Here is an 18478-nt window from a genome sequence, read left to right on the forward strand (position 1 = left end):
TCCGACGGACCTCGCATTGTGTATAACGACCTATACCCTCGGGGAAGGTCGACACCCATGACCGCGGCAGAAGAACCATGGCGGCGAGCGATCGCGCACGTCGCCGCCCGCGTCTCCGGACCGCCGCTGCCGGGCGGCCTGGACGTCACGCTGCACTTCCACCCGGACCGGCTGGTGGGGGAGATGCCGCTGGTGCGGCACTGGCTGACCGACGGCGTCTACCGCTCGCAGTTCGAGACGGGGACGAGCAACGGCGGCCTCACCGCACACCCCGGCGGCGACCGCCGGCGCTGGGAGCACCGGATGTTCGGCGGCGTCTACGACACCCTGCCGCCCTCGGCCCGCCCGAAGTACGGCTCACTCGACCACCGCCGCCGCCCGGCGGGCGGGTCGATCCGGTTCGGCTCCTGCCACCTGCGGCTGAAGCGGGAAGTGCTGGCGCGGACGACGTTCTGCTACCCCGACAGCTTCCACGATCCCGCGGACTTCGGCACGGCCGCCCACATGCCGCTGATCCCGCTCGCCGAAGCGGACACCCGCGACCCGCTCGACGACTACATCGAGGCGCACGTCCACGGCCCGCTCCGGCTCGCGTCCGACGTCGCGGCGCTGGTCCTGGACCCGGCGTTCCGCGGGACCGACATCGAGACGGCCGCCGCCGGCCTCCCGTTCCCGGTCTCGTGGCACCACGGATTCCGGCTGTCGGTGGCCGAGCTCGCCGAACACCCCGGCTACCGTGGCGCGGACGTCGTCCGGGCCGGCGAGGACATCGCCGAAGACGGCTGGCTGGACGCCCGCGTGATCGGCGACGCCGTCAACGCCGGCCGGCACGATCCCGAGGTGCTCAAACGCGTGTGGCACTGCACCGCGCGGTTCGGCTCACCCGCCGAGCCACGCCGAAACCCGCGCTCCCCGGATCCTTGCGTATAACGCCCTATACTTCCCGGCGTGAGCGAAGAAACCCGGCGGCCGCGCGCGCCGATCACCGAGTCCGACGTTCTTGCCTGGCTGGAGACGACGGCGGCCGCCGTCGAGGCGGGGGAGGTGAGCGCGCAGGAGCTCATCGATCTGCTCGGCGAGTTCCGCCGCGCATCCGCCGCGTGCGCCGACGCCTCGGACTGGCTGCTGCTCGCCGCCCGCGAAGGCGGCGCCAGCCTCCGGCAGATCGCGCCGGTCTTCGGCAAGGGCTACGTCCGGGCGCCGGCCGCGCGGCTGGAGAAGCTCCACCGCCAGGCCCAGAACTCCGATCAGTGGCTGGCCATCCTCCGGCACAAGCAGACGGCGTGAGGGGACCCGTGGAGCGCATCGCACTCGGCCTGGCGGCGCTGGGCAGGCCCGCCTACATCAACCTCGGCCGGGACGGGGCGCTGCCGCCGGTGCGGGACGTCGCTTCGATGCGGGCCGCGACGTTCGAGGTGCTCGACGCCGCCTACGCCGCCGGTGTCCGGCACGTCGATGTCGCCCGCTCCTACGGGCGTTCGGAAGAGTTCCTGGCCGGCTGGCTCGCCGAACGCGGGCACGCCGGCGTCGAGGTCTCCAGCAAGTGGGGTTACGCGTACGTCGGGGACTGGCGGCTCGACGCCGACGTGCACGAGGTGAAGGAGCACTCGGCGGCGCGGTTCGCCGCGCAGTGGGCGGAAACCCTGGCGCTGCTGGGGGATCGGGTGGGTCTGTACCAGGTGCATTCGCTCACTGTGGACAGTCCGTTGTTCACCGACGAGCCACTCCTGGAAGCCTTGGCGGAGTTGTCCGCGAACGGTGTCGCGGTGGGGTTTTCGACGTCCGGGCCGGCGCAGGCGGACGCGATCGAGCGGGCGTTCGCGCTGGAAGCCGCGGGACGCCCGGTGTTCTCGGCGGTGCAGTCGACGTGGAACGTCCTCGAGCCGTCGGCGGGACGCGCTCTCGCTGCGGCACACGCGGCCGGGAAACGGGTGCTGGTCAAGGAAACCCTGGCCAACGGCAGGCTGGCGGTCGAAGCGCCGTCCGTCGTGCGGGACATCGCGGCGGCGCACGGGACCGGGCCGGACGCGGTCGCGGTGGCCGCGGTGCTGGCCCAGGACTGGGCCGGCCGGGCGGTCATCGGCCCGGCGAGCACCGCGCAGCTGGCGGCGAACCTGCGGGCCACGGCGCTGGAACTGACCGCCGCCGAGCGGGACGCGCTCGCCACGCTCGCCGAGGAACCGGGCGAGTACTGGCGACACCGGTCCTCCTTGTCGTGGGACTGAAGGGCTGCACTACTCTTCGCTGCACGCCACGGACGACAGGAGGCCGGAGCAGGTGCGTCATCGGCAGGCGATCGCGTTGACCGCGGTCGCGTTGGTGGGTCTCACGGGCTGCAAAGGGGGCCCTACGGACAACCTGGAGACGTACTACGACGATCCGGTGCCCACGTCCTCGGCGGTCGCGCCCCCTTCGGACGCCCCCGTGAGCCCGGCGAAGGCGGCTCCGGTCAAGCCTGCTCCGGTCGTGGACGACGCCGACCGGCTCGCGGCGCAGGCGTTGCTGTCCGACGCCGACGTCGCCGAAGAAGGCGTGCAGCCGGCCTCGAACGAGGTCGCGGGCTGCCTGGCGGACGGGCCGTCGGCGGGCAGCCGGACCGCGACCTGGCGCTATGCCAGCGGGTCGGTGCTGAGCCACCGCGTCGTGGCGTTCCCGGACTCCTCGGCCGCCCAGGCCGTCGCGGAGAACGAGTGCGCGGGCAAGACGGTGAGCGTCCCCGTCCAGCCGGGGGTCGAGCGGCAGCAGGCCTGGTGCGACGGCAAGACCTGCACGGTGTTGCTGGCCAAGGGAAGGCTCGTGTCCGAGCTGACGGTCTCGGCGAGCACCGAGACCCGCGCGGTGGACGCGGCGAAGCGGCTGCTGCCCGCGATGACGGCGAAGCTGACGGCTCAGCCGTAGCGGCGGAACCATTCCTGGACGCCTTCGCGGCCGTCCGGGATGAATGGCAGTTCCGGGGCCGGGTCGTCGACCCAGGCGCGGAGGTCCTCCAGAGTGATCCAGCGGCCTTCGGCGATCTCTTCGGCCTGGTGGCGGATCGGGCCGTCCCAGCGGACCTCGAAGGCGAAGTTGTGGCAGCGGTTGCGGCCGTCGTCGTAGACCTTGGTGAACAGCGGGACGGGTTCCACTCCCTGGACGCCGAGCTCTTCGGCGAGTTCGCGGCGGGCACACTCGGCCGGGGTCTCGCCGGCGGCGACCACGCCGCCGGCCCAGCAGTCCCAGGTCGACGGGAAGACGTCCTTCCCGGGGGTGCGGAGGTGCACGTAAACGGCCTTGCCGTCACCCGAACGGACCAGGACGACGCCGGCGGCGTGCCACAGGGCCTCGGCGCGGACGCGGGCGCGGGTGGTCGTGCCGACCACCGCGCCGGCCTGGTCATAGAGGGCAACGAGTTCGTCACTGCCTGGCATGGGTGCATCGTTCCACTGGGACGACCCCGTAGGGTGGGCATATGCGGCGGATCATGGGAACCGAAGTCGAGTACGGCATCTCCGTGCCGGGCGACGCGACGGCGAACCCGGTACTCACCTCCACCCAGGTCGTGCTGGCGTACGCGGCGGCGGCCGACATCCCGCGCGCCCGGCGGGCGCGGTGGGACTACGAGGTGGAGAGCCCGCTGCGGGACGCGCGCGGGTTCGACCTGACCGGGCCGGGCGGTCCGGGGCACGACCCGGACGTCGAGGACCTGGGGGCGGCGAACGTCATCCTGACCAACGGCGCGCGGTTGTACGTCGACCACGCGCACCCCGAGTACTCGGCGCCCGAGGTGACGAACGCGCGGGACGCGGTCATCTGGGACAAGGCGGGCGAACGGGTGATGGAGGAGGCGGCGATGAAGGCCGCTTCCGTGCCGGGGCAGCCGCCGTTGCAGCTGTACAAGAACAACGTCGACGGCAAGGGCGCGAGCTACGGCACGCACGAGAACTACCTGATGGCGCGCTCGACGCCGTTCACGGCGGTGATCGCGGGGTTGACGCCGTTCTTCGTGTCGCGGCAGGTCGTGACCGGTTCGGGCCGGGTCGGGCTCGGGCAGCAGAGCGAGGAGGCCGGGTTCCAGCTCTCCCAGCGTGCGGACTACATCGAGGTCGAGGTCGGCCTGGAGACGACGCTGAAGCGCGGGATCATCAACACCCGCGACGAGCCGCACGCGGACGCGGACAAGTACCGGCGGCTGCACGTCATCATCGGCGACGCGAACATGTCGGAGTACTCGACGTACCTGAAGGTCGGGACGACGGCGCTGGTGCTGGACCTGATCGAGTCGGGCATCCGGTTCGACGACCTGAAGCTGGACGAGCCGGTCAAGGCGGTCCACCAGATCAGCCACGACCCGACGCTGAAGACGCAGGTCGCGCTGGCGAACGGGAAGAAGTACACCGGCCTGGACCTGCAGTTCGCCTACCACGAGATCGCTTCGCAGAACCTGGAGCGCACGGGCGCGGACCAGGCGTCGAAGGAGGTCCTGCGGGTCTGGGGCGAGGTGCTGGACGCGCTGGCGCGGGATCCGCAGGAGTGCGCGGACCGGCTGGACTGGCCGGCGAAGCTGCGGCTGCTGGAGGGCTACCGGCAGCGGGACAACCTCGCCTGGGGCGCGCCGCGGCTGCGGCTGGTCGACCTGCAGTATTCGGACGTGCGGCTGGCGAAGGGCCTGTACAACCGCCTGGTGACGCGCGGGTCGATGAAGCGGCTGGTTTCGGAGGAAGAGGTGCTGGCCGCGGTGACGACGCCGCCGTCGGACACGCGGGCCTACTTCCGGGGCCGGGCGCTGGAGAAGTACGCGACGTCGATTGCGGCGGCTTCGTGGGATTCGGTCATCTTCGACGTGGGCAAGGAGTCGCTGGTGCGGATCCCGACCCTGGAGCCGCTGCGGGGGACGAAGGCGCACGTCGGCAAGTTGCTGGACAACGCGGCGACGGCGGAGGAGCTCGTGGAGGCGCTCACCGGTTCGGACTAGGCGGGACGCACCAGCGATCGCGGTGTTACTAATCCGGTCAGAAGTAGGCCGGACCTCGAACGGCACGTAACAGCTGCTACGAAGCCATCCGGCCGTGACTGTGATCGGATTAGTAACGATCGGCACAGTACCCCGAATGTCGGGGCCGCTGGGTAGGCTAGGAAACATCAGCCACACCGGGAGGCGAGATGGCCCAGGAAAAGATCGAAAAGCACGGCGGTGGTGACTCCGACGAGGAGTTCGAGGACACCGGCGCGGCGGGTCAGGAGCGGCGCGAGAAGCTCGGCGAGGACGTCGACACGATCCTCGACGAGATCGACGACGTGCTCGAAGAGAACGCCGAGGACTTCGTCCGGGCCTACGTGCAGAAGGGCGGCGAATAGCCGCCTGGGGCCCCGCGCCCTTGCCGACCGTTCAGCCGGCGGCCGGGGTTCCGCGTGGTGGCGGCCGTAGCGGCCGCCGCGCGGGACTCCGGCTCGCCTGGCCCGCACAGATGGGATTTTTGAGCACGTATGGACAACACCAGGGGCATCTCGGGTCCCGCGCTGCCTGCCGCGTACTTCTCTTCGGCGACGTCGTCGTTTTCGGACTTTCTGCGGGTGCAGGCGCCGGAGCTGCTTCCGGAGCGGCGGGTGGCCGGTGGCGCGGCGGAGCTGGGTGTGCCGCACGGGACGACGATCGTCGCGTGCACCTTCGCCGGCGGGGTGCTGATCGCGGGTGACCGGCGGGCGACGTCGGGGAACCTGATCGCGAGCCGCGACATGGAGAAGGTGCACGTCACCGACGAGTACTCGGCGGTCGGCATCGCGGGCACGGCGGGGCTGGCCGTGGAGATGGTGCGGCTGTACGCGGTGGAGCTGGCGCACTACGAGAAGATCGAGGGCGTTTCGCTGTCGCTGGACGGCAAGACGAACAAGCTGGCCGGGATGGTCAAGGCGAACCTCGAGATGGCGATGGCCGGGCTGGCGGCGATCCCGTTGTTCGTGGGGTACGACCTGGAGGCCGAGGACGCCAAGCACGCCGGGCGGATCGTCTCGTACGACGCCGCGGGCGGGCGGTACGAGGAGAACGGCGGGTACGCGTCGATCGGTTCGGGTTCGCTGTTCGCGAAATCGGCGTTGAAGAAGCTGCACGACCCGGACGCCGACGCCGAGGGCGCGGTGCGGGTCGCGGTGGAGGCGCTGTTCGACGCGGCGGACGACGACACCGCGTCGGGCGGCCCGGACCTGGTGCGCCGGATCTTCCCGACCGTCGTGACGGTCACCGCGGAGCACGGCGCCGTGCAGCTGCCGGAGGCCGAGGCGGCGGCGGTGGCCGAAGCCGTGGTGGCGGGGCGGATCGAGCGCCACCAGCGCCGGGCGTAGTGACCGGAGCCGGACGACAGTGAACGTTGGAACACCGAAAGACCTGGAGCGCACACCGTGACGATGCCGTTGTATGCCTCTCCCGAACAGCTGATGCGGGAGCGTTCCGAGCTGGCGCGCAAGGGCATCGCGCGTGGCCGGAGCGTGGTGGTGCTGAAGTACGCGGGTGGCGTGCTGTTCGTGGCGGAGAACCCGTCGGCGACGCTGCACAAGGTCTCCGAGATCTACGACCGGATCGGGTTCGCGGCGGTCGGCCGCTACAGCGAGTTCGAGAACCTGCGGGTCGCGGGCATCCGGCACGCGGACCTGAAGGGCTACCAGTACGACCGGCGTGACGTGAGCGCGCGGGCGCTGGCGAACGCCTACGCGGCGACGCTGGGCAGCATCTTCACCGAGCAGCTGAAGCCGTTCGAGGTGGAGATCTGCGTGGCGGAGGTGGGGGCGAGCTCGGCGGAGGACCAGCTGTACCGGCTGACCTACGACGGGTCGATCTTCGACGAGCCGCAGTACGTGGTGATGGGCGGGCAGACCGACAAGATCTCCGCGAAGCTGAAGGAGACGTTCGAGGACGGCATGGAGCTGCAGGCGGCGCTGGGCGTGGCGGTGGCCGCGCTGCGGGCGCCGAGCCAGCCGGCGCCGGCGTCTTCGTCGAGCGGGTCTTCGTCCTCGAACGCCGCGGCGAACGGGAACGGCGACGCGGACCCGATCAAGCTGGAGGTGGCGGTCCTGGACCGCGACCGCCCGCGGCGGTCGTTCCGGCGGCTGACCGGGGCGGCGCTGGACACGCTGCTGCCGGTCCCGGACCCGAAGGGCGAGGAGCCGGAGGCCAAGCCGGAAGGCGAGTAGTTCTTTCCCGAAGCGGGGGGCGCGGATGCGCCCCCCGCTTTCGTCAGTGCGGCCGGTGGGCGACGGCGAGCAGGTGAGCGCTGACGTCGATGACCTGCGGGTCCTGTTCGGCGATCCGCGCGGCGCGCAGGGCGGCTTCGGCCAGGGTGCCGAACCGGTCGAGCCCGGCGGCGTCGAGGGCGGGCCAGGCCGGACCTTCCACGCCGTACACGCGCACGTCGGGAAAGCCCGCGGTAGCGACCTCGTCTCGGAGTTCCGTCCCGGTGTGCCAGTGCGCGGGGACGAAGCCGACGTGACCGTCGTACTCGCCGGTCTCGATCACCCTGCTGATCGGGGCCACCTGTTCGGCGGTGAGGGTTCCGGCGGCGGCCGTTTCCAGCAGCGAGAGGTAGCGGCTGATGCCCGCGGCCGCGAGCAGCCCACCCGGGCGCAGAACGCGCCGTGCTTCGGCGAGGGCGCGGGCCCGGTCGGTGGCGTCGACGAGGTGGTAGAGCGGGCCGAGGAGCAGCACGGCGTCGAAAGCGGCGTCCGGCGCGGTGAGGTCCCGGGCGTCGCCGGTCTCGGCCGTGACACCGGGCAGGCCGGCGGCGTGCGCGACGTGGTCCGGCACGAGGTCGACCAGGTGGACGGCGTGCCCTTCGGCGGCCAGCCACTCGGCGTGGATGCCGGTGCCGCCGCCGACGTCGAGGACGCGGGCGGGCTCGGGCAGGAAGCGGCGGAGCAGTTCGCGGGTGCGCAGGTACTCGAGCCTGCCGTGCGGGGTGCGCGCGAGCCGGGTGTGCTCGGCGGGGCCGGTCGCGTAGTGCGTCTCGAGATCCATGCGGTCAGGATGTCGCAGGCGTGGCCCGGAAGTTCTGGTCGGCGAAGGCCAGCAGGTACGGCAGCGTGGCGCGGGCGGTGTGCCAGGTGTGGTTGAAGCCGCGTTCGGCGTGGACCACCGCCTCCTGGCCGCGGGCGCGCAGCGCGTCGGCGATCCGGCGGGCGGTGACGACGTCGGTGGGGGCGCCGGTGCCGACGGCGAGCATCACCGAGATCGGTGCGCTGAACTTCATGCCCGGCAGGTAGCGGCGGGGGGTGTTGGCGGCGATCGCGGCCTGGTTGCCGTCGAGGATGCCGATGGAGTCGTTGAGGTCGTCGTAGGGCAGGGCGATCACCAGGGTGGCGAACTCGTCGACGTGGTGGAGGCCGATGTTGAGCGCGCCGAAGCCGCCGCCGGACATGCCGCCGAGCGCGCGGTGGGCGCGGTCGGCGAAGGTGCGGTAGCGGTGGTCGACGGCCGGGACGACGGTCGAGGCGAGGTAGGTCTCCAGCTGGGGGCCGCCGGGGACGTTGAGGCATTCCCAGTCGGTGGCGGGGTTGCCCGCGGTCATGTCCACGCTGACCACGATCATCGGGGCGATGACGTTGGCCTGCTGCAGCGCCGAGAGCGTGCCGGGGGCGTCGCCGGAGGTGAGCCAGTCGCGGGGGCCGCCGAACGGGTAGCCGTGGATCAGGTACACGACGGGGTAGCGGCGGGCGGTGTCGGTGTCGTACCCGGGCGGGAGGATGACGTAGTTGCTGCCCGACGGGACACCGTGAGCGGGATCGGGGAGGTTGACGACGTCGATCCGCTGGCCGGCGGCGGCCTTGCCCGTACCCCCGTGCGACGCGGACGGCGAATCCGACGAACCCGACGACGTGTCCGAGGACGGTTCGGGGGCTTCCTTGTCGTCGTCGAGCAGGCGGCCGGCGAGGTGGACGACGCCGGGGCCGCGCTGCAGCAGCCGGGCGAGGTCGTCGGAAGTGCGGACGTACCCGACGTAGCTGTTCAGCGCGGTGACCGCGGCCAGCAGCAGGAGCACGCCGAACGCGGTGAACCCCCAGCGCCGGACGCGGCGGCGATACCAGAGCGCGACGACGACGGCGAGGACGGCCACGGCGGCCGAAGCGAAGGCGAGCCAGATGAGCGGCGACTCGAGCGGGCCGAGGTCGCGGGCGCGGGCGGTGACGTCGCCGGGCAGCACCGGATCGGTCCCGGCCCGGTGGATGACGCTCGCCAGGCCGTACCCGTGCATCGATTCCCCGCTCACCCCTGGTCGCGGGCATGGTTGCCCGCAACTCCAACGCGAAGCTAGCGGGGAGTGGCTGTGGGTTCGCTGAGTGAAGGTAAAGAGCCGTTAAAGCCGGTAGAGGGTGAGGGCGCTGGGGCGCGACCGGAAGCGGAACCGGTTGCCGAGCGGGCCGACCTCGCCGTCGGTGGCGACGCGGCGGTTGCCGTCGAGCAGCTCGACCTCCAGCTCCGGCAGGTCCAGCTCGTGGTAGACGTGGCTGGCGGCGAGGCTGCGGGTGATCATCGCGAGCAGGAACCGGGCGCGGGAGTAGGGCAGGTCGGCGCGCAGGTAGCGGATGTCGAGCAGGCCGGTGTCGAGTGCGGGCCGCCGGCTGGGCGCGAAGCCCTTCGGCGCGTACGTGCCGTTGCCGACGAACAGCAGCCAGACCTGGGTGCGCTTGCCGTTGAGCCGGACGGTCAGCGGCTTGGCGTGCCGCAGCGTCCGGGCCAGCGCGATCGCGGCCGAGGGCCACTTGGGGTGCCGCTGTTGCAGCTTCTCGCGCAGCCGCACCATCTCCGGGTAGCCGCCCAGGCTGGCGGTGTTGACGAACCAGCGGTGGGCGGTGCCGTCGGCGCCGGAGATCTCGACTTCGCCCAGGTCGACGCGGACGGCGTTGCCGACCTCGGTCGCCGCGTCGGCGTCCGGCATGGAGCTGACGCCGACGTCCCGGGCGAAGTGGTTGAGCGTGCCCGCCGGGACGAGGGCGAGCGGCAGGTCGCGTTCGGCGGCGACCGCCGCGACGGCGGCGACGGTGCCGTCCCCGCCCGCCACGCCGAGCGCGCGGACCGTGCCGCGGGCGTCGATCTCGGCTTCGAGCTGGGCGCGGAGGTCCTGCTGGGGGTCGGGGTAGAGGAGGGTGGCCTTGGGCCAGGCGAAGCGGACGTCCTCGGTCGGGTCCTGCCCGGCCACCCCGGAGTTCGGGTTGACCACGGCGAGCATGTCGTCGCCGTCGACCATCTCGGGGGCGTCCGCGTCGTGGGCCGTACGGCCCGGGACGTCGTCGTGCAGCGGCCACCAGTGCCGGGTGGCCAGGCCGACACCGACGCCGATCCCCAGTCCGACACCGACGTCGGAGGGCCAGTGGACGCCCGTGTGGACGCGCGAGTACGCCACGGCCAGCGCCACCGGGATGACGGCGAGACCGGCGCGGGGCGACTCCATCGTCACCGCCGTCGCGAAAGCGGCCGCGGACGCGGAGTGTCCTGAGGGGAACGACGAGGACGTGGGCCGTTTCCGCAGGCGGCGGTGCACCGGCACCTCTTCCTCGGCCGGGCGGCGGCGGGGGAAGAGCGGCTTGCCGACGAGGTTGGCGGCGGCGCTCGCCCCGGCGATCGCGACGACCCCGCGCAGCGCGCCCCGGCGGGTCGCGCCCTTGCGGGTGGCCAGCAGCGCGGCGACGCCCCACCACAGGCGGGACTTGTTCGCCGACCTCGACAGGGCCATCAGCGCGTCGTCCGCCCGCGAGGCCGGCAGCGAGGCGCTGCGGCGCATCAGCGCGCGATCGGTCCGGCCGACCCGCCGGAACGTCCGGATGAGCTGGTGTGCCAAGAGGTCCGCCTTCCGCGTGCCGTCAAGAGCCGTGCTCCAATCGTGCCTGATTCGGCGAGTTTTCACCGTCTGTGGCAGACAGGGGGCGTGTCGACGCCCGAACGGCGCACCGTCGGAGGGGGTGCAGCGCCTACTCTGGTGGGATGCAGCGGCGGATCTTTGGCATCGAGACCGAGTTCGGGGTCACGTGCACCTTCCACGGACAGCGCAGGCTCTCGCCCGACGAAGTGGCGCGGTACCTGTTCAGGCGGGTCGTGTCGTGGGGACGCTCCTCCAACGTGTTCCTGTCGAACGGCTCCCGGCTCTACCTCGACGTCGGCTCGCACCCCGAGTACGCGACGGCCGAATGTGACGATCTGGTCCAGCTCGTCACACACGACAAGGCCGGTGAGCGGATCCTCGAGGACCTGCTGGTCGACGCCGAACGGCGGCTCGCCGACGAAGGCATCGGCGGCGACATCTTCCTCTTCAAGAACAACACCGACTCGGCGGGCAACTCCTACGGCTGCCACGAGAACTACCTCGTGACCCGGGCGGGGGAGTTCTCCCGGATCGCGGACGTGCTCCTGCCGTTCCTGGTGACCCGCCAGCTCATCTGCGGCGCCGGCAAGGTGCTGCAGACCCCGCGGGGCGCGGTCTACTGCCTCTCCCAGCGTGCCGAGCACATCTGGGAGGGCGTGTCGAGCGCGACCACGCGCTCGCGGCCCATCATCAACACCCGCGACGAGCCGCACGCCGACGCCGAGCGCTACCGGCGGCTGCACGTCATCGTGGGCGACTCGAACATGGCCGAGCCGACGACCATGCTCAAGGTCGGCTCGGCGAACCTGGTGCTCGAGATGATCGAGGCCGGCGTCCAGTTCCGCGACTTCACCCTGGACAACCCGATCCGGGCGATCCGCGAGATCAGCCACGACCTCACCGGCCGCCGCCAGGTGCGGCTGGCCGGCGGGCGCGAGGCCTCCGCGCTGGACATCCAGCGCGAGTACCACGCCCGCGCGGTCCAGCACATCAAGGACAACGGCTCGACGGCGGCGAACGAGCGCGTCGTCGAGCTGTGGGGCCGTGCGCTGGACGCGGTCGAGCAGCAGGACTTCGCCAAGATCGACACCGAGATCGACTGGGCGATCAAGCACCGGCTGGTCGAGCGCTACCGGCACAAGCACGACCTCGACCTGTCCAGCCCGCGGATCGCGCAGCTCGACCTGGCCTACCACGACATCCGCCGTGGCCGGGGCATCTTCGACCTGCTGCAGCGCAAGGGCCTGGTCCGCCGCGTCACCGACGACGGCGAGATCGAGGCGGCCAAGGACACCCCGCCCCAGACGACCCGCGCGAAGCTGCGCGGCGACTTCATCGCCGCCGCCCAGGCCGCGGGCCGCGACTTCACGGTCGACTGGGTGCACCTGAAGCTGAACGACCAGGCCCAGCGCACGGTCCTGTGCAAGGACCCGTTCCGCTCGGTCGACGAACGCGTGGAACGCCTGATCAGCTCGCTCTGACGAAGTCCGTGAAGGCCTCCTTCCCGGCCATAAGAGCCGGGAAGGAGGCCTTCACGGCGTTTCCGGGGACGCGACGAAAGTCGGGTGCGGGGTGCGGCAGGATCGCGGCATGCGTGTCGTGCTCCTCGTGGTCGCCCTGCTGCTGTCGGTCGCCGTGCCCGCGTCGGCGGGGGAGCGCCTGCCGAAGTGGGAGCCGACGCCGACCGGCGTCACCGCCCAGTTCCGCGGCCTGTCCGCCGTCAGCGCCCGGGTGGCGTGGGTCAGCGGGACGCAAGGCACCGTCCTGCGGACCACCGACGGCGGGGCGACCTGGCAGTCCGTCGGCCCGCCCGGGACCGAGTCGCTCCAGTTCCGCGACATCGAGGCGTTCGACGCCGACCACGCCGTGGTCCTCTCCATCGGCTCGGGGACCGACTCCCGCGTCTACCGGACCGACGACGGCGGCGCGCACTGGCGCCAGACCTTCCAGAACACCGACGCCGCGGCGTTCTACGACTGCCTGGCCTTCTTCGACCCGTGGCGCGGGCTGGCGATGAGCGACCCGGTCGACGGCCGGTTCCGCGTGCAGGCGACGTTCGACGGCGGCCGCAGCTGGCGCCAGGTGCCCGAGAGCGGCTTCCCGCCCGCGCTGCCCGGCGAGGCGGGGTTCGCGGCCAGCGGTCAGTGCGTCACCACGGCGGGCCCGTTCGACGCCTGGCTGGCCACCGGCGGCGGCACGACGGCCCGCGTCCTGCACTCCGGCGACGGCGGCCGCCACTGGAGCGTCTCCGACACGCCGTTGCCGAGCAGCGCGTCCGCCGGCGTGTTCGCGGTCGCCTTCCGCACGCCGGGCCAGGGGATCGCGATCGGCGGCGACTACGCGAACCCGGCCGCACCCGGCCCCGCGGTCGCGCTGACCCGGGATCGCGGCCGCACCTGGCACACCCCGGCGCAGTACCCGGCCGGCTACCGCTCCGGGCTGGCCTGGCGCGGCGGCGCGGTGCTGGCGGTCGGCCCGGGCGGCAGCGACTACAGCCCCGACGGCGGCCGGCACTGGACGCCGTTCGACACCGGCAGCTTCGACTCGGTGGACTGCGCGGGGACGAGCTGCTGGGCGAGCGGCGCGCAGGGGCGCGTGGCCCACCTTCGGTTCGGCTAGAGCACTTGGCCGGTGGGGCGGACGAGGATCTCGTTGACGTCCACCGACGGCGGCTGGGACAGCGCGTAGAGCACGGCGCGGGCGATGTCGTCCGGCTGCAGCATGGGCTTCTTGCGTTGTTCGTCGCTGAGGATGTCGGTGTCGGTCATGCCGGGGTTGATCAGCGTGACGCGCACACCGGTGCCGACGGCCTCCTCGCGGATCGCCCCGGCCATCCCGGTCACGGCCCACTTGGTCACCGAGTACATGCTGGCGTTGCGGATGTACCGGCCGGCGACCGAGCCGGTGATCAGCAGGTGCCCGGACGACTCCCGCAGCGCGGGCAGGGCGGCGCGGGCGGTGTAGGCCGCGCCGAGGACGTTGGTGCGGACCATCTCTTCCCAGGCCCGTGGATCGGGATCGTCGTCGCCGAAGAAGGAGGTCCCGACCCCGACCCCGGCGTTGGCGAAGGCGGCGTCGAGCCGCCCGAACCGCTCGACGGTCCGCCCGACGGCGGCCGAGATTTCCGGCCAGTCACCGACATCGGCGCCCAGGGCGAGGGCCCGGTCCTCACCGAGTTCGGCCGCGAGGGCGGCGACGGACTGGGCCTTGCGGGCGACGAGAGCGACTTTGAAGCCGGAGGCGGCGGCCAGCCGCGCGGTCGCGGCGCCGAGACCGCGGGAGGCACCGGTGACGAGGAGAACGCGATCATCCATGCGGCTCAGGCTAGTGCGCTGATCGCGGCCCCGAACGCCACATTGGGTGCGTTGGATGCACCGAACGCCGCATTGGGTGCGTTGGGCGCACCCAATGTCACATTGGGTGCGTTGGATGCACCGAACGCCACATTGGGTGCGTTGGGCGCACCCAATGCCACATTGGGTGCGTTGGGCGCACCGAACGCCACATTGGGTGCGTTGGGGCGCACCGAACGCCACATTGGGTGCGTTGGGGCGCACCGAACGCCACATTGGGTGCGCTGGACGCACCCAATGTGGCATTGGGACGCTCGGGCCTACGGGGTCAGCACCAGCCGGCCGCGGAGGCCGCCCGCGTCCAGGCGCTCGTGGGCGGCCGCCGCCTCCGACAGCGGCAGCACCTCCGCCACTCGCAGCGGGAGCACCCCTTTCGAGGCCAACCCGGACAGCTCGGCCAGCCGCTCGCCGTCCGCCCTGATCCAGACGCTGCTCACCCTCACCCCGCGCAACGGCAGCGGCGCGGCACCCGCCGCGAACGCGACCAACTCCCCGCCCCCGCGGACCGCGTCGAGTGCCTCCAGGCCCAGCAGCGCCGGGTCCAGGGCCGCGTCCACCCCGCCCGGCACCAGCGCACGCACCCGATCGCCGAGCGCGGGCCCGCGCGGCACGAACTCGTCCGCGCCGAACCCCCGCACCAGCCCTTCGTCGGCGGCGGAGGCGACCGCCACCACCCGCAGCCCGCGCACTTTGGCCAGGGCGACGGCGTACCCGCCGACCGCGCCCGCCGCCCCGGTCACGAGCACGGTCCCGGTGGTTTCCACCAGATCGAGGGCCTGCGCCGCGGTCAGCGCGTTGAGCGGCAGCGTCGCGGCCTCGGGAAACGAGACGCCCGCCGGGGCCGGGGCGACCGCCGACGCGTCCAGCACGATCCACTCCGCGTACGCGCCGAGCGGGGTGGCGATCCGGTCGCGCAGGCCGATCACGGCGTCGCCCTCGGCGAAACGCCCGCCACGGGTGTCGACCACCCCGGCGACGTCCCAGCCCAGGCCGAGCACCTCGCGCGGCGGAACCACCCCGGCCGCCGTCAGGATCCCGGCGCGGGTGGCGAGGTCGACCGGGTTCACCGCGGCCGCCGCCACCCGGATCCGCACCTGGCCCGGACCGGGCTCCGGCACCGGCACCTCGACGGGCTCCAGGACCTCCGGACCGCCGAACCGGCGGACCACCGTCGCACGCATCTGCTCCTCCGTTCCCCGAAAACCTTCCCCGCGAACGTACGGGGAGCTACTCTCCAGCGGGAAGTACGCACTCGCAGGTGCCCACCCCACCAGGAGGTACGCCCGGTGCCCACGCGCACGGCGGAACAGCGGCGGCAGGCCGAAAAAGCCGCCTACGACGCCTATCTCGCGGCCTGTCCCACGCGGAAGCTCCTGGACGAGATCGCCGGCAAGTGGGTCAGCCTCGTCCTCGTCGCGCTCGGTGACGGCCCGCGGCGCTACAGCGACCTTTCGCGGCGCATCGCCGGGGTCAGCCAGAAGATGCTCACCCAGACCCTGAGGGTGCTGGAACGGGACGGTCTCATCCACCGCGAGGTCACCCCCTCGGTACCCGTCCGCGTCGACTATTCCCTTACGCCGCTGGGGGAATCCCTGCGCGCGCTGGTGGCCGGGTTCAAGGACTGGGCGGAGGCCAACTTCGACGCCGTCGACGCCGCCCGCGCCGACTACGACGCGCGTACACCGGACCTCACGATCGAGCCGGGCGGCTCGGGCTAGGCTCTACCGGGTGTCCACCGCACGCGCCGAACGGCTGGTCAATCTGGTGCTGGCCCTCCTGTCCACCCGGCAGTACCTCACTGCCGAGCGGATCCGCGGCATCGTGCCCGGCTACGGCGACGCGGCCAGCGACGACGCCTTCTTCCGGACGTTCGAGCGGGACAAGACCGAGCTGCGGGAGCTCGGCATCCCGCTCGAGACCGGCCGCAACTCGGCCTTCGACGCCATCGAGGGCTACCGCATCGCCCGCCGCGACTACGAGCTCGGCGAGATCGACCTCGCCCCGGACGAAGCCGCCGCGGTCGCGCTGGCGTCCCGGCTGTGGGACTCCCCGGAGCTGACCGGGCAGGCCCACGGCGCGCTCGTGAAGCTGCGCGCCGCCGGCCTGGAGGTCGACGACCAGGCGCCCACCGTCGTCGAGCCGCGCGTGCGCGCGGAGCCGGCGTTCGGGCCGCTGCTGGCCGCGGTCCAGAACGGCCAGGCGGTGCGGTTCGAATACCGCCGCAGCGGCTCGCCCGAGCGGATCATGCGCACCCTCGAACCGTGGGGCGTGGTGTCGTGGAAGGGCCGCTGGTACGTCGTCGGGCACGACCGCGACCGCGGGGCCACCCGCTGCTTCCGCCTCTCGCGGGTCACCGGCCAGGTCCGCACCGTCGGGAAACCCGGCGAGGTCCACCGGCCCGAAGGCGTCAACCTGCTGAAGCTCGTCACGGCGACCGGCGACGCCGAGCAGTCGCCGGTGACCACCGCCCGGCTGTGGGTCGCCGACGGCCGGGCCGCCGGGGTCCGCCGCCGCGGCACCGTCGTCGGCCGGTACACCGTCGACGGCGAAGAAGGCGACCTCGTCGAGATCGGGCTCTACTTCCCGGAGTCGGCGGCCGACTGGATCACCGCGCAGGGCCCCGACGTCGTCGTGCTCGAACCCGACGTGCTGGCCAAGACCGTCCAGGACCGGCTCGAAGCCGTCGTGGCCCGGCAGGGGAGCGGCCGGTGAGCGCCTCCACCGACCGGATGCCGAGGCTGCTCGCGCTGGTGCCCTACCTGCTGGCGCGCCCGGGCATCCGCATCGACGACGCGGCGCAGGACTTCGACGTCACGCCGAAACAGCTGCGCAAGGACCTCGAGCTGCTGTGGATGTGCGGGCTGCCCGGCTACGGCCCGGGCGACCTGATCGACCTGTCCTTCGAAGGCGACACGATCGTCGTCACCCACGACGCCGGGATGAACCGCCCGCTGCGCCTCACCGGCGGCGAGGCGACCGCGCTGCTGGTGGCCCTGCGCGCGCTGGCCGAAACGCCGGGCGTGGTCGACGGCGACGCCGTCCGCCGCTCCATCGCCAAGATCGAAGCCGCCGCCGGGCAGGCCCAGCCCGCCGGCGTGGTCGTCGGCGGGGGAGTGCGCGAAGGCAAGAAGACCGCGCGGACCCGCGAGGAGGTCGCCCGGGCCCTGCGGGACGGGCGGGCGCTGCGGATCCGCTACTACACCGCCTCCAAGGACCAGATCACCGAGCGCACGGTCGACCCGATGCGGCTGCTGATCGTCCAGGCGGTCGGCTACCTCGAGGCCTGGTGCCGCCGCGCCGAAGGCGTCCGGCTGTTCCGGCTCGACCGGATCGACGAGCTGACGGTCCTCGACGAGCCGTCCCGGCCGCCCGCCCACGCCCACCCCACCGACATCTCCGAGGGCGTTTTCCGCGAACGTCCCGACCAGCGGGAGGCGGTCCTGGTCCTCGACCCGGACGCACGCTGGGTAGCCGAGTACTACCCGTGCGAGGAGCTCGACGAGCTCGACGGGGGACGGCTGCGGATCCGGATGCGCTACGCCGACCAGTCCTGGATGGTGCGCCTCGTCCTGGGGCTGGGCGGAGAAGCGCTGGTGGAGAGCCCGGCCGACCTCGCGTCCGACGTCGGTCGCCGGGCCGCCGGCGCCGTGGCCCGAGCCCGTCACCTTCCGTCAACCTGCGACCACTAGGCTGGTCGAGTGCCCTACCTGCCCACCATCGTCCTCGCCGCGGCGGGACTGCTGCTCCTCGTCGTCCTGCTGGTGCGGACCACCCGGGTCTTGCGTGGTTTCAAGCAGACCGCAAGCATGGTGGCTACGAACACCCAGGACCGGGCGGGGTTGATCCGCGCCCGGACGGCAGCGCTGCGCGTCGCGTTCGAGCAGCGCCGCCGGAAACCGGAAAACCAGTAACATCCCTACCAGACGCAGATAGGAGGCCATCTTGTTCGCCAACGGATTGCAAGGATGGCATTTGATCATCTTGGTGCTGCTCGTCGTGCTGCTGTTCGGGGCCAAGCGGCTTCCCGATGCGGCGCGGTCGATCGGCAAGTCCATGAAGATCTTCAAGGCCGAGACCAAGGACCTCGCGGGCGACAAGAGCGCCTCGCACGAGGACGCCGAGCCCGTCGAGACCAAGCAGATCCCGGCGACGCCCGCCCCCGCGGCCACGACCGACCAGCAGGTCGCCGACCTGCAGCGGCAGCTCGACGAGCTCAAGAAGCAGCAGGCCGCCGACCAGACGCAGAACCAGCCGCAAAAGAACGCCAGCTGAGCGGCAAGTAGGCCACACCCGGTCCCTGGTCCA

21 protein-coding genes are annotated in these 18478 nt (G+C 72.3%); 15 read left to right on the plus strand and 6 right to left on the minus strand.

Features of this window, described 5'->3' with window-relative positions; genetic code table 11:
• The first annotated feature begins 57 nt into the window (after nt 1-57).
• Genes AB0G28_RS19455 through AB0G28_RS19470 form a run of 4 tightly spaced genes read left to right on the plus strand, consistent with a single transcriptional unit; the run spans nt 58 to nt 2898 of the window.
• On the plus strand, nt 58-930 hold the full coding sequence (locus AB0G28_RS19455; RefSeq protein ID WP_361090248.1) for a DUF3626 domain-containing protein: 873 nt from the start codon (nt 58-60) through the stop codon (nt 928-930).
• Between the two features lie 18 nt (nt 931-948).
• Nucleotides 949-1287, plus strand: a complete 339-nt coding sequence (locus AB0G28_RS19460) for a hypothetical protein (RefSeq protein ID WP_361090251.1) — start codon at nt 949-951, stop codon at nt 1285-1287.
• Nucleotides 1284-2225 (plus strand): aldo/keto reductase, encoded by a 942-nt coding sequence (locus AB0G28_RS19465; RefSeq protein ID WP_361090254.1) that lies wholly within the window; start codon nt 1284-1286, stop codon nt 2223-2225. Before AB0G28_RS19460 ends, AB0G28_RS19465 begins: the two co-directional genes overlap by 4 nt.
• 52 nt (nt 2226-2277) lie before the next feature.
• A complete protein-coding gene (locus AB0G28_RS19470) occupies nt 2278-2898 on the plus strand; it encodes a hypothetical protein (RefSeq protein ID WP_361090257.1) in 621 nt (206 codons plus the stop codon).
• Here the strand turns inward: AB0G28_RS19470 and AB0G28_RS19475 are convergent.
• Nucleotides 2889-3407 carry an NUDIX domain-containing protein gene (locus tag AB0G28_RS19475; RefSeq protein WP_361090260.1) on the minus strand — a complete coding sequence of 173 codons (519 nt, stop codon included), beginning with the start codon at nt 3405-3407 and terminating at the stop codon, nt 2889-2891. The two genes, AB0G28_RS19470 and AB0G28_RS19475, sit on opposite strands and share 10 nt — an antisense overlap.
• Before the next feature lie 41 nt (nt 3408-3448).
• Here AB0G28_RS19475 and dop point away from each other — a divergent pair, with 41 nt between their 5' ends.
• From dop to prcA, 4 genes are all read left to right on the plus strand, one after another.
• Entirely contained in the window at nt 3449-4951 is a 1503-nt protein-coding gene (gene dop / locus AB0G28_RS19480; RefSeq protein ID WP_361090263.1) for a depupylase/deamidase Dop, read from the plus strand.
• A gap of 188 nt (nt 4952-5139) precedes the next feature.
• Entirely contained in the window at nt 5140-5334 is a 195-nt protein-coding gene (locus tag AB0G28_RS19485; protein ID WP_003075646.1) for a ubiquitin-like protein Pup, read from the plus strand.
• 129 nt (nt 5335-5463) lie between these two features.
• Nucleotides 5464-6315 (plus strand): proteasome subunit beta, encoded by an 852-nt coding sequence (prcB, locus tag AB0G28_RS19490; RefSeq protein ID WP_361090266.1) that lies wholly within the window; start codon nt 5464-5466, stop codon nt 6313-6315.
• Between the two features lie 57 nt (nt 6316-6372).
• On the plus strand, nt 6373-7161 hold the full coding sequence (gene prcA, locus AB0G28_RS19495) for a proteasome subunit alpha (RefSeq protein ID WP_361090269.1): 789 nt from the start codon (nt 6373-6375) through the stop codon (nt 7159-7161).
• A gap of 43 nt (nt 7162-7204) precedes the next feature.
• On the opposite strand, the gene AB0G28_RS19500 is transcribed toward prcA, so the two are convergent.
• The 3 genes from AB0G28_RS19500 to AB0G28_RS19510 form a co-directional block, all read right to left on the minus strand.
• Nucleotides 7205-7981 carry a class I SAM-dependent methyltransferase gene (locus AB0G28_RS19500; RefSeq protein ID WP_361090272.1) on the minus strand — a complete coding sequence of 259 codons (777 nt, stop codon included), beginning with the start codon at nt 7979-7981 and terminating at the stop codon, nt 7205-7207.
• Nucleotides 7982-7985: 4 nt separating this feature from the next.
• The gene (locus AB0G28_RS19505) at nt 7986-9215 is read right to left on the minus strand and encodes an alpha/beta hydrolase-fold protein (RefSeq protein ID WP_361090275.1); all 1230 of its coding nucleotides are present in this window, start codon (nt 9213-9215) and stop codon (nt 7986-7988) included.
• Nucleotides 9216-9317: 102 nt separating this feature from the next.
• Nucleotides 9318-10799, minus strand: coding sequence for a phosphatase PAP2 family protein (locus AB0G28_RS19510; RefSeq protein WP_361090278.1), 1482 nt, complete (start codon nt 10797-10799; stop codon nt 9318-9320).
• A 143-nt stretch (nt 10800-10942) separates the two neighbouring features.
• Between AB0G28_RS19510 and pafA the strand changes: the two genes are divergently transcribed.
• Together pafA and AB0G28_RS19520 are read left to right on the plus strand one after the other, a co-directional pair.
• A complete protein-coding gene (gene pafA / locus AB0G28_RS19515; protein WP_361090281.1) occupies nt 10943-12301 on the plus strand; it encodes a Pup--protein ligase in 1359 nt (452 codons plus the stop codon).
• Nucleotides 12302-12410: 109 nt separating this feature from the next.
• Nucleotides 12411-13439 (plus strand): oxidoreductase, encoded by a 1029-nt coding sequence (locus AB0G28_RS19520; RefSeq protein ID WP_361090284.1) that lies wholly within the window; start codon nt 12411-12413, stop codon nt 13437-13439.
• Here AB0G28_RS19520 and AB0G28_RS19525 read toward each other — a convergent pair.
• Nucleotides 13436-14134: an SDR family oxidoreductase gene (locus tag AB0G28_RS19525; protein WP_361090287.1), complete on the minus strand. Its 699-nt coding sequence runs from the start codon at nt 14132-14134 to the stop codon at nt 13436-13438. The genes AB0G28_RS19520 and AB0G28_RS19525 overlap by 4 nt on opposite strands.
• Before the next feature lie 299 nt (nt 14135-14433).
• Nucleotides 14434-15354 (minus strand): NADP-dependent oxidoreductase, encoded by a 921-nt coding sequence (locus AB0G28_RS19530; protein WP_361090290.1) that lies wholly within the window; start codon nt 15352-15354, stop codon nt 14434-14436.
• 105 nt (nt 15355-15459) lie between these two features.
• Here AB0G28_RS19530 and AB0G28_RS19535 point away from each other — a divergent pair, with 105 nt between their 5' ends.
• The 5 genes from AB0G28_RS19535 to tatA are packed head-to-tail and all read left to right on the plus strand — an operon-like array spanning nt 15460 to nt 18445.
• Nucleotides 15460-15891, plus strand: a complete 432-nt coding sequence (locus tag AB0G28_RS19535) for a helix-turn-helix domain-containing protein (RefSeq protein WP_361090293.1) — start codon at nt 15460-15462, stop codon at nt 15889-15891.
• Between the two features lie 10 nt (nt 15892-15901).
• Nucleotides 15902-16885 (plus strand): WYL domain-containing protein, encoded by a 984-nt coding sequence (locus AB0G28_RS19540; protein ID WP_361090296.1) that lies wholly within the window; start codon nt 15902-15904, stop codon nt 16883-16885.
• Nucleotides 16882-17862, plus strand: coding sequence for a WYL domain-containing protein (locus AB0G28_RS19545; RefSeq protein ID WP_361090299.1), 981 nt, complete (start codon nt 16882-16884; stop codon nt 17860-17862). Before AB0G28_RS19540 ends, AB0G28_RS19545 begins: the two co-directional genes overlap by 4 nt.
• A gap of 9 nt (nt 17863-17871) precedes the next feature.
• Nucleotides 17872-18084, plus strand: a complete 213-nt coding sequence (locus tag AB0G28_RS19550) for a bacteriophage holin (protein WP_361090302.1) — start codon at nt 17872-17874, stop codon at nt 18082-18084.
• A 31-nt stretch (nt 18085-18115) separates the two neighbouring features.
• Nucleotides 18116-18445, plus strand: coding sequence for a Sec-independent protein translocase subunit TatA (gene tatA, locus AB0G28_RS19555; protein ID WP_361090305.1), 330 nt, complete (start codon nt 18116-18118; stop codon nt 18443-18445).
• Nucleotides 18446-18478 lie beyond the last annotated feature (33 nt).

The organism is Amycolatopsis sp. NPDC021455 (genome assembly GCF_040640995.1).
In the GTDB taxonomy this organism is placed as follows: domain Bacteria; phylum Actinomycetota; class Actinomycetes; order Mycobacteriales; family Pseudonocardiaceae; genus Amycolatopsis.